General features: G+C 37.2%; 5 protein-coding genes. 2 read left to right on the top strand and 3 right to left on the bottom strand.

Going from position 1 to position 12,276, the window contains the following annotated elements:
* Window positions 1–179: 179 nt before the first annotated feature.
* Both MKZ14_RS03060 and MKZ14_RS03055 read left to right on the top strand, forming a co-directional pair.
* Window positions 180–857 (top strand): hypothetical protein, encoded by a 678-nt coding sequence (locus MKZ14_RS03060; RefSeq protein ID WP_016993688.1) that lies wholly within the window; start codon window positions 180–182, stop codon window positions 855–857.
* On the top strand, window positions 857–2,113 hold the full coding sequence (locus MKZ14_RS03055; protein ID WP_339280614.1) for an HlyD family secretion protein: 1,257 nt from the start codon (window positions 857–859) through the stop codon (window positions 2,111–2,113). Before MKZ14_RS03060 ends, MKZ14_RS03055 begins: the two co-directional genes overlap by 1 nt.
* A gap of 444 nt (window positions 2,114–2,557) precedes the next feature.
* Here the strand turns inward: MKZ14_RS03055 and MKZ14_RS03050 are convergent, their stop codons facing one another.
* The 3 genes from MKZ14_RS03050 to MKZ14_RS03040 all read right to left on the bottom strand — a co-directional run bounded on the left by MKZ14_RS03050 (window position 2,558) and on the right by MKZ14_RS03040 (window position 11,684).
* Window positions 2,558–5,050: an S-layer homology domain-containing protein gene (locus MKZ14_RS03050; protein ID WP_339280613.1), complete on the bottom strand. Its 2,493-nt coding sequence runs from the start codon at window positions 5,048–5,050 to the stop codon at window positions 2,558–2,560.
* Between the two features lie 66 nt (window positions 5,051–5,116).
* Window positions 5,117–7,009 carry a stalk domain-containing protein gene (locus MKZ14_RS03045; protein WP_339280612.1) on the bottom strand — a complete coding sequence of 631 codons (1,893 nt, stop codon included), beginning with the start codon at window positions 7,007–7,009 and terminating at the stop codon, window positions 5,117–5,119.
* Window positions 7,010–7,838: 829 nt separating this feature from the next.
* Window positions 7,839–11,684, bottom strand: a complete 3,846-nt coding sequence (locus MKZ14_RS03040) for an S-layer homology domain-containing protein (protein ID WP_339280611.1) — start codon at window positions 11,682–11,684, stop codon at window positions 7,839–7,841.
* Between the last annotated feature and the right edge of the window lie 592 nt (window positions 11,685–12,276).

Here is a 12,276-nt window from a genome sequence, read left to right as displayed (position 1 = left end):
TTTCAATTATACTATACAATGGTGTTATATGAGGTTTTCACCAATCGACATATAATAAGAGAATATGTTTTTTCAATGAATTTATTGGAAAAAAACAGCTATTTTCATATGTCATAATATCTTTACAAGGTGTATACTACAACTTTGATATCCTATTTTGGAAGAAAGGACGCTGTTTAATGTTTTACCATTATAAGTTCTGGCATAGTTTAAAAAATCCTACCTACTTTACTAGCATCGTAGAGGAAGGCGAGGTCATCGGATATAAAAAACGAGTACTAACGGTGTTCATTCTTTTCATCCTGTTGTTTGCTGCTCGCGAATATTGGGGAATGGGGACAGAAAATTTAACGTCCTTATTCGCTAAGGATTTACAAAATGAATACTATGTAGCACGTATCCTTTCGATGCTTGGTGCCATTTTATGGGCAATCGTCTATTTTTGCTTCCACTATTATGGTGTTACCTATCTATTACATCTATTAACGGACATTCCTTATACTTGGATAAAAAGAGTCCAGCTTTATGTTGTGGCCTTTCTATTAATTGAAAAAGCAGTCCTCTTCGCTGTTTTCTATGCAGTAGGCTATACGACCATGTTTTCTTTCTTCTCCTTGGCTCCTGCTGCCTTACAGGTGATTGAAACAGATTTCGTGTTATTTACGATCAATCAGTTGACGGTAACAACGGTTTTAATCATTATTGTACAGTATCTCTTCCTATCGAAATGGGAGGAAGAAGCTAGTAGAAAAATGTTAGTAATCAAATTGATTGCTGTGCAGCTATTTATGGCCCTTTTTGTAGGCTTGATCAGTGTGCTACCAATTAAAGAATGGATTGCTAGGGGGTTAGGATGATGGCATTTATCAAAACAAGACCATGGACAACTATGACCATCGTGTTAGCATTGCTAGTAATCAGTATAAATGCTTATTTTGTCTTTAAAGATAATAGCAGTGTGACACGATCCTACTTTATCGATGAGTTTCAAAAGGCTTATGTCGGCACAAATACAGAGCGTGTTACTAAAGAAACTATTGTAGCACCTGCTGAGACATACACAATTACTGCGGATGCAACTAACTTATCAGCTGTGAATGTAAAGCGTGGCCAAGAAGTGATGATGAATGATGTACTCGCTACCTATAAAACAGATGAGGTGGACGAGGAGTTAACGAAGCTTGAATCTGAACGCACAGCCTATGAAACAGAATTACAAGATTTAGAGGATGCACTTGATCAAATTGAGGATGAATATGGAGACGCTTCTAATCCAAAAAGCTCCATTAATACGGATCAAATCAATGATAAGCTATCCGTAACGCTAAAATTAGAGCTTGCTCAACAAAATTCTGCTTCGACAGCAGTTGCGCTGTTAAACCGACATATTGCCGAAACAAATCGTCAAATTGGGCTACTTGAAGCCCAAATTACACAAATTCAATCTCGTCAGGGTATTGTCAGCCCTATTGATGGTGTTGTGTCAGCAATTAAGGAAGAAGCGGGTGCGCTAACTTTTGAAATTTATTCCAATGAAAAAGCAATGTATGCCTATTTATCAGAAAAGGAATGGCAAAAGGTTCAAGAAGGGCAAACTGTTGATTTTAAGGTGAAACATGTCAAAGATGATCTATCTGGCGTAGTATTAGAAAAACAAACGATTGCTACTGACGATCAGACAGTTTGGGCAAATGAACTGGCTAAAACTGCTACCTTACCACAACCAACTAATTATGAAGTAACATTGCAGCAGGATGCCCCATTAGAGGACATCCCATTTTCGACAACTGGCAAAGCCTCTATTATTGTCAACGAGGCATTCGATTCTTATAAAGTCGATAAATCATGGCTAGCCACAGCTAAAAAAGGGAACAAAAAGCTTTATATTATCAATCAGGACGGTAAAATTCAGCTAATTGATGTCAATGTGCAATTTAAAACGGCTAAGTCAGCTATTTTTATGGATTATCTTGATGAAGGTACGCCAATGCTCTCGAATGAGAAACGTAATACCGAAGCCTATACCTTCAGAACATTACCTGTTGAGAAAATCCAATGGAGCCATTTTAAAGAGCTAACTTGGAAGCAATATGTGAAATATATCGTTTTCTAATCTAAATCCGCCTTGTCCGTAAAAGGACAAGGCGGATTTTTTGTTATACAAGAGGATGATGACACTAAAAAAACATTTAGCAAAACGAGCGATGGGTTGATTTTCGTTCCGCCAGCGTCCCGTCCGATGAGCCGCTAAATCCCCTAGGAGTGACGCTGCCTCCACTCTAAGCAACCATGCAGAATAAGTGGCTTTTCCTTTTCTTTCATACTAACAGTAGTGAAAAATGTGGAGAAGTGATGAGTGACAGCACTTCTCAATAAAATGATTAGTGAAAACCTTTCTAAAAAGTTAACATTTTGTGGGTTGGTGTGCTTTTAGCTTGCCCACAGGTAAGCAAGCAACGGATATCCACTTAACTTTCACAAAAATTCTGTTAATTAATTTTGTTTTTCAAGACAACATAAAGAATCCTCTGTAGCTGTTACAGAGGATTTGTCTTCTTTATTTTAAAGATAAGCATCTATTTAAGAAGCTTGCAAATTGAGCACGTGTAATTTGTGCATCTGGTCTAAATGTGTTATCTGGGAAGCCTCCAGTTAAATCATTTGCAACAAGCGCTTGGATATGGCTGTATGCCCAATGTGTTGATTTCACATCTGAGAAGCTTACTTTGCTTGTACCTGTTAATTTATAGGCTCTTGTTAAAATGGCAGACATTTCAGCACGTGAAAGCTGTCCGTTTGGATTAAACTTTCCTGCCTCTTGCCCTTTAATAATGCCAGCCTGCTCGACTGCGGCAATGGCACTGTATGCATAATGGCTCTTACTTACATCTTTAAAGCTAGAATCCTTCGTAGTCGTTAGATTCAGCGCTCTGGCAATAATCGTAGCTGCCTCTGCACGTGTAATGGAAGCCTCTGGTTGGAACGTTCCATTTGAGTATCCTTTAATAAGGGATTGATCGTATAGACTTTGGATTTCTGAAAATGCCCAATGCCCTTTTGTCACATCTGTATAAACTAATTCCTCATGATTGTCTTTATAAACTGCTTGTAACTGATCGAAATACAGCTGACCTTTCTTCTGAAGAGAAGCTGTTGGCTGAGCAACATACATACGCTCGAATTTCAATGGCTGAGGTAAGTCACTCGGAATATTCGCCGTTACGTACTTCCAACCACTCCAGTCTAAACCACCCTGGCTTGTAAAATCAATTGTATGCTTAGCTCCAGTACCATCAATCACAACGCCTCTTAGCCAATGCTTACCAGCATCACCAAATACCCAAAGACCGATATTTTTAGGCTGCCCTGAAATAGCAATTGGTGTTTTCGCAACCATATAGGCTGCTTTTGTGCCTGTGCCTGCTGTTGTGAAATCATAGTTTAATTGTAAGCTAGCCGTTCCCTGTCTTGCATACTCTTTAGAGCTTGCTAATGAAGCATTAGCTTTCGCCACTTCTGTTGTCCAAGATGACGTATTATCAAAGCTATCTAGTACAATAGGTTTTTCTGCTAGATCTACTACTTTCACAGCTGTAGACGTACGCATTCCTTCATACTCTCCAATAATTTTCCCTTCACCCTTTTGTGTTGCTGTGAAGGTTGCACCGTCCATTTTGCCGATATTGCCTTCAACTGTCCAGTTCATATTTGCTGGGTTGATGGTCATTGGATTCAAGTATTGATCATAGGCACTTGCAACCTGTATATCTACCGAAGATCCTTTCATTACCTGACCAACACTACTTAACGTAATTGATTTTACTTTCCCTGGTGGCGCTGTATTCACAACCTGTAAAATCGCTGATACACGACGCTCACTGCCCTCTGATGGTCTATTTACAAGATTGGCGAAATACCCCCCTGGATTACGCACGACCATTGCTGTAGAGCCGCCTCCATCTAAGTTAATAGCCGAAGTAGCACCCACCGAAATTAAATGAGCAGCTAAATCTGATAAATTAACACCATTACTATGACCACTTATGCGACCATCAATTGTCACAAGAGATACCTTTGTACCTGTAGCATCGATAGCTACTGCTGTACGTGGGCTACGTGTGGAAGCAAACCCTGAATTCGTTGGCATAGAAATATCCACTTTACCGTTACGCACAAGCATTGGTCCAGCTGCTAAAATGAACTGTGCATCCATCCATTTTTGATCGATCGATAAGCTAACATCCACGCTAGTACCTGCTGTAATACTACTTAATTCAGCAGCTAATTCTTTATTTTGTACAGAGATGACAAAGCCATCTGCTGGTACGGACGAGTTACCTTCTGCTCCATAGGCTGTTACGTGAGATACTGTGCCTGAGAACTGGTCACCAAAATGCAAAGTGTTTGTATCTTGACTTGCGCCCGACACAACAAGTTCTACACCCCATGTATTTGTCCCTGTTGATCTTTTATCAGGTGTATATAAAACGTTTTTATTTGTTCCTCGTTCACTATTTATAAGATCAATAGGATAGCTTTTGCCATTCACTTGGAAAGTTAGATTCGTAGAATAATAGTCTGCTATCGCTTTCCCTGATTTCGATAAACCAAATGCAACTGGCTTTTGTGTTGGGCTATCATATGTATCTCCCAAAATACCATAGTTCACAATTTCATTATTTTCTGCTAACAAGTTCGCAGGCATACCATTTCCTAAAAAGTAAGAGGCATTAACAGCCCCAACAACGCGATGCCCATCAAAGGTGTTTTGCTTAGCCATCGCTGATGTTGTCTTTAATGAATTAATAGGATTAGGCATACCAATTTCTAGTTTTGTATATGTATTATTTAAATTGACATCTAAAACATTTACAAACTGACGTATAGAACCTGACGTATAGTTTTGCTGTGAATGGATTACCTGTGGTGAAACCTCTGTTTTAACTTCACTGACTTTATTGCCTAAACCAGCAGCTTGGCCATTGATGGGGCTAACTGTTAGTGTAAGCATGAATAGGACTACAATAATCGTTATTAGTTTTCTTGCCATTTTTCACTCCGAATTAATTCAAAGTATGGCACGTACCATGTCACAAGGCCCGTGCCAGTGACTTTTTTATTTTGTTTCTACATAAACCGCTACTGGAAGATTGACACCACCAGCATGCATTAGTTCTAATTCAATCGTATCTTTTGAACCCTTCATCTTGAAATCTGGTAATTCAACATACTCTGCCCCTACTCTTAAAGAAGGCACTAAATACACTTGGCCATTCACCTTAATCGCTCCGCTGTATAATCCTCCTCGACCAGCTAGTTTCAGCTTAATCGTTTTTGTAGAGCCTGTTGGATTGACAACTGGAATGGAAACTTTGTAGTTCATACCGAAGTGACCTGGGTTTCCTACAGCACCATTAATTTGAGAAAGTGAATTTTCAGCCGTTTGTAGATGGTCTGTACGCCCATTAGAAATGTTATAGCCTACCTCAGGAGTATCTACTGTATAGGCCGGTAGCTCTGCTAGAATTGTAGCACTTGGCCACGCGCCTCTTGGATGTTTCGCATACTCATCCACGGCAACCTGGTCCGATTGGATAGTTGTTAAATCTGTATTATCTTTCGAAAGTACTGTACGGATTGTATACTCTGGCTTTCCACCATTGACTGCTTGAATATCTAAATCATGTAAAAAGCCGATAATATAATCATAATGTAAATCGTATGTTTCAATGACCTTTGTTTCCCCTGGTGCAATGACAATACCACTACTTTCCGATTTTTGAAGCTTGTTATTTAAAGTAGCATCCGCAATCGTCAAGCCAAGGTCATGACCTACCCAGCTATTACCCGTTTTTTGGCTAATGCCCTTCGAGTCAGTCACTTTAATGCTCTCAGTCGTAGACTTATTTTGAACGGTAATCCCAAGATTGACATCCGTACCTAATGTGTTGTAATGCCAGCCAAAGATACGATGCTTATTCGTAGCCGCAGTTGGTTTGACATCATATTGTGCGAGCGTCGCATTATTCATTGGTACAAGCTTACGTGTTAGCGTTTCTGGATTATCACTAATAAATAAATCACGATCCCCCTCTAAACGAGCAGAAGGAACAACCTGTGGTGATGACGTAGTGCCATATGATTTATCTAGGAAGGGGCTTGTGAACATATAACGGTAAACATAAATATACATTTCTTTTTTCTCTGTGATATAACGTAAATTTCCGCCTAATGCATCCACAAGAAACTTGGTAGGAATGTACATTTTGCCTTTTTGTATAAATGGCTTTTCGATCATTGTCACTGCTTCATTATTAACCAAGGCCTGATTGCTGTTATCCTTGAAAATAAAGCTCATCCCACCAATTAACAATTCAAAGGAACCATCAGGCTGCCAAGTACCAGATGAATCATCTAAATAATCATAAATATAGCTAGCAGGTAAATAGGTTCTTCCATCCTTTGAAACAATCGGATCTTTCATGACAATACGCTTGTTATTGATATGTAAGATATATGGGTCTTCCTGCGGTGGTGCTGTTGTTTCATCTGATAATGTAATATCTACTGATTGGGTAGCCTCATCCCAATTAACAACACCATCAAAGTTTTCACTGACAAAACGTAATGGCATATAAGTACGGTCCTTATACATAAATGGTGCAACATCCATCGTAACCTCTTGACCATCTACTAAAGCCGTCTTCGAATCGATCGTTAAATCAACCATCTTACCATTGCGAATCGCCGATGCAGTCAACGTTTCCTTATCCCAATCCACACTTGCACCAACCGCTTCATATAATGCACGCATTGGTAATAATAAGAAGTCTGACTTATTTAAAATCGGATCATTAACATTGATTGTTTCTCCATTAATCGTAATCGAAACATTGTTTTTTATCTGAATTCCCTTGTTACTAGTAGCTGATGCAGACGCTTGTCCTGGCAAAATCGTAGCCAACGCAACTGCTGATACAATACATGTAGTCCTAAGTTTCTTAAACATCTTAATCTCCTTTTTCCTCTTACATAGTCTTTATCATCTTAACACGAAAAACCCCTAAAATGTGGGATTTTTATCGAAAAGAGTAGAATACGGTACTAGAGTGCTAGCCTTTCTCCTTCGAAAGCTTCATATAAAACAAAAAGGTTTTCCATAATTCCATGAATATTTTCTATCAAACTTATTACTGCTTAAATCAATCCTTTTATAAAGACTTCGATATATTGAGTTTTAGCGTAATGAAGCTGACTTGTTATCAAATTCAAATTGATCTATGTGTGAATAATTTGGAAGGAGATTAGCTTATTTTTTATATACATTCTATTAATACCCATCGAACTCTTCTTTTAAGTAGACTTGTTATCATATAAAAAGGTTACAAGATTTTAAACCCCTTCCCTATAGTTTTTTCGTAATATCATACATGTAGAATAAATTTAATATTTAATAATTCTTATATATTATTAAAGTAATTACTTATGATTTATTAAAGGTTGCTGCTTCAAGCAATAATATTTTCACTCTTGTATATAATAATAGAATATTTATTTTTAATTTATATTAATTTATTTTATTACAAGAAATTAGACTAAAAATTACAAAATACTATCTATATTTCTCTACTTCTTTAAACATAAAACTCTTTAATTTTGCAGAAATATTTTTTGAAATTTCTGATGTATGCACACCTTTTATTTATCTATTTGTATAAACTCCATAAATAGTAAGTACCTCAAAATTGTATAACTATTAAAAAAGGCAACCACATAAGTGGTTGCCTTTTTACTTAGATATTTATCTCTACTAGTAAACTAGTTACATAAACCTTAAATTAAGGAGTTACTGTGATAGTAGTAGTAACATTACCAGTAGTTTTGTTTGTTAACACAACATCTGCACCATTGATTGTAATTGTGTGAGTTGTTGCAATTGCTGAAACTTTTAACTGATCATAAACTTTACCAGCAACTACTGTAGGAGTATCAGCAGCAGCAACTAAAGTATCAACTGATACATTGCCAACTTTAACAGTTACTTTACCAGCAGTTGTAACTGCATTAGCAAATGTAATAGTGTTAACTTCTGCAGTTGCAGCAGCCCCTGTTGTTACAGATGCAGTAACACCTGTAGCATCACCTGTAAGAGTAGCTGTAGGTGCTGTTGTGTATGCACCAGCTGTTTTTGATTTAAATGTTAGTACACCAGTTGTTGCATTCACAGTTACAGTGTATTTATCAGTAATAGCATTGTAATTAGCTTTATCGATTTCAGCTTTTAAAGCTGTACCTACTGCTGCAGCTGTTTGACTAGTTGCTACTGCAACAGGAATGTTAATAGGTGCACCATTATTTACATCTGAAGCTACGAAACCTAATGTAGCTGTTCCGTTTGCTGTTGGAACTGCTGGAGTTACTGTGAATTCTTCAAATTTAGCATCAGCACCAACTGTTTGAACATTAGTACCAGTAACACCACCAGCAACAGGGATTACATAAGTAGCTGGCGCAACATTAATAGTTTTTCCTACTAACCATTCATTATTGATGTTAGCTGTAGTAGATGCAGTAACTTTAAGTTTACCTACTGATAAACCAGTAGCACCTGTAACGTTGAAGATTAATGTATCATCACCAGCCACAGCTTGAGTAGAAGGAACAACTAATGTACCATTATCAAGTGTTAACTGAGCAATGGCAGTTTCAATAGCAGTTTTTTCTGCAGCTACAACATTTTCGTTAAATGTAATTTTAAGTTGATCTACATTGCCGTCATTGTTAGTATCAAACGCTACTGCTGATTTAACAGTAACAAATAGACTATCATACGCAGCTTGAAGATTTGTAGGGTTTAAAATACCAGCAACTGCTGAAGCTTTTACAGGTACTAAAAGTGCATCAATCTGTAGATCTGTTAACTCAGTATAATATGCTTTTAAGACAGCTTTTTTAGCAGCATCTGTTGCAGCATTATTAAGTTGATTGATAATACCATTTACTCCTGTAGAAGTATCAATTACGTTAAATGTAAACTTGCCATCAGCGTCTTTTGTAATAGAAACTGTAGATACATTTGTTTTAATGTAATTTTCAAAAGTAGTTACATCAATTTTGTTACCATTGTATTTATAAGTAGCATCTGCATAGCTGTATACTACGTTGTTGATAGTAAGAACATCAAGTGATGTATTTACATTAGTTGCAACGCCAGTTACTTCAGCAGTACCGTATTGAGAGAAGTCAACAGTTACTGATGCTGGGTTTGTAGATGGAAGTACAACACCTGCACGAGAACCAGTAGCGCTAACAGTTACTGAAGATGGGTTTTGAGCTACTACACGCACGCTAGCTTTTGTTCCATTTGTAGGAATAGTAGCGTTAACTGTTTTAGTACCACCTGGTTGAATTACAGTATTGCCATCAACAGTTACAGTACCAGTACCAGCTTTAACTTCAAATGATACAGTTGTAGCATTACCGTCTTTAGAACGACGTGGTTTACCATTTTGGTCAACTAAAGCGTAAACAAAGTCAGCATACTCAACACCATTAGCTACTACAGCTTTAACTGTTTTACCATTAGCATCTACAGCAGATAATTTAGCAGAATATGTTACGTCAGCTACGAAGTAAGTAATTTCACCTTGAGCTTGTAAATCGTCAGCGTCTAATGCACCAACTGCTGTAGATTTACCGTTGTCGATGAATGCAACTGGAGTTACATAATCATTTACGTTTGTGCTTGATACAGTGAATGAAGCTTTGCCTTCTTTTTCTACAGTTACTTCATAGTAACGAGTACCTGGAGTTGTTGCAGAAGTAGTATAAGTAAGCTCTTTATTGTCAGCATCTAATACGTGTAATGTACCGTTGATACCTTTTGTATCGATAGCAACTTTAACTTTTGTACCTGGTGCAGCAACTTTACCATCTTTATCAGTGTAAGTTACTGTGTAGTCACGACCACCAGTTTCAGTATCATTTAAGTAAGTTGCAGAATTTTGAACGCCTTCAGCTTTAATTGTTAAGCCTAACTCATGTTTAAGTTCGAATTTAACTGTTGAAGCTTTAGTTTGTAATGCTGTTGCAGAGTAATCAGCATCTACACCTACTAAAGTTTTAGTAGCATCTACAAAACCTTTAGCGTATACGATAGGAGTTACTGCAGCATTGCTACCAGTTACAACTAAGTTTGCTTTACCATTGCCATCTAATTTCACTGCAGTTACAGCTTTACCACCTGTAGTGTATGCATATGGGTATCCATTTACATTTGTAGTAGCAGTTAATTTACCAGCTGAATCTAAAACATAAGTGTTTAGACCTTCAACTTTAGCACCTGTTACAGCTTTGTTAGGAGCAACATCAAGGTTTTCTTCGAATGCTACGAATACATAACCATTAGCGTTGTCTTTAGAGTTAATTTCGTATACTTTTTTAGCGCCATTTACTAAAGTTGTAGCCTCAGTAATGTCTTTAACAGTTAATTGAAGAGTGTTAGCCCAGTAAACTTTTGCACTTGAGTATACAGAAGATTTGCTTGTTGCATAAGCAGTTACAGAATCAACTGAAGAGTAGTAACGAGTGTAAGAGTAAGTAGCTACACCATTTTCATCAGTTAATGCTTCTACTTCTACTTTATCATTAGTAGTTTTGTCATTAACGATGTTGAAAGTTACAGGAATACCAGCTTTAGATTGACCTTCAGCTACAGTAACTTGTGCTTTAAGTGTTACTTCGTTACCAATTACACCTTGTACAGATGAAGTTGTAAGTTTAACAGCTGTTGGAATTACAGCAGCAACACCTTTGAATTTACCGATTTCTTCGTCTTTATAAGAAAGAGCGTATTCTTTATCAGCAGTTTGAGCAGCTGTAGTTAAAACAACAACTTTTTTGTTAGTTTGTTTAACAGAAGCATTTTTAACTTCTAAACCATCAATTTTGAAGTTGCTTGCGTTTACGTTATCAACACCGATTTCTTCGTCGAATGTTACTTCAACAGTTGTGTTGTTGATAGCTTTGATTGAAGCGTCAACTGGAGTTTCAGCGTCAACTAGGTCAAGCGTACGAGCGAATACTACTGCGAAGTCTTGACGAGTGATTGCTGCGTTTGGTTTTAGGTTTAATTTGCCGTTTTCTTCAGAACCAGTGAAGATTCCGTTTGCTACAGCAGTTTCTAGAGCAGATTTAGCCCAAGGTTTAACTTGAGAAGCATCAGCGAATTGGCTTAGGCTTTCGCTACCTTCTAAACCAAAAGCATCTACAAGAACTTTAGCTGCTTCAGAACGAGTTAAAGATTTGTTTGGTGCGAATTCAGTTGCACTAACACCTTCAAAGATTCCGTTTGCTACAACAGCAGCGATTGAGTTGTAGTACCAAGCGCCTTTTTTAACGTCCTTGAAGTTTACATCTCCATCAGCTTCTAATTCTAGAGCTTTCGTGAAGATTTCTGCAGCTTGTGCACGAGTAACTGTGTTAAGTGGGTTGAAGTTCCCGTTAGTATCACCTTGGATTACACCAGCGTCAACTAAAGATTGAACTGCTTCTTTAGCGTATCCAGAGATTTTGTTATAGTCGTTTACTTGCGCAGCAGATGCTACAGGTACGATTGCCGATGCAACTAATGCAGCTGTTGCTGATGCCGCGAAGAACTTACGGCCTTTGTTTTGCTTTGCCATTAATGTATTCCTCCCTAAAATTCCTTAAATTGATATTAATCCAACGAAAACTATAGTACCGCCTAGTTACCTAAATGTATGTATTATAGCTTTCTTGAATAATACAAAACTAAAGCAAATTTGTTAGTAAATTTACTAGAAAAAGCGTAGTAGAATACCATTCTAGTAAGTTTATTCACTTTCTACAATAATATAACACTATCTTTTCCTAAATTCAAGCATTGGGATATAAATTTAGTTATATAAGATTTTTTTACCATACCTACTATGGTATTTAGTAGAACCCAGTAAACTTACAACTAATTATATCCTCATTTGGATTGGTAACATATAGTTCCGTTACCTATTATACCTTACTCTCAATAATAACCAAGCATTTTCTGGAATGGTTACTAAATTGTCAAAAATTAAAGACTCCCGTAATATTTTAGTTATAATTGTAAAGAAACAGAAATATAGAAGGCGTTTCTTAGCGAATTCTGCCTCTTCCCCACCAACTTTATGAGTTTCTTCTTTATTAAGTAAATAATGTCCCCATGTTGTAATAATAGATTGCCACTTTTTATGCTACACTTTTGATAGTTTGATAGAA

Origin of the sequence: Lysinibacillus sp. FSL P2-0066, assembly GCF_037969495.1 — a bacterium.
Lineage (GTDB): Bacteria > Bacillota > Bacilli > Bacillales_A > Planococcaceae > Lysinibacillus > Lysinibacillus boronitolerans.
Note: the sequence above shows the minus strand (reverse complement) of the source record. Positions and strands in the feature narration are given on the sequence as shown.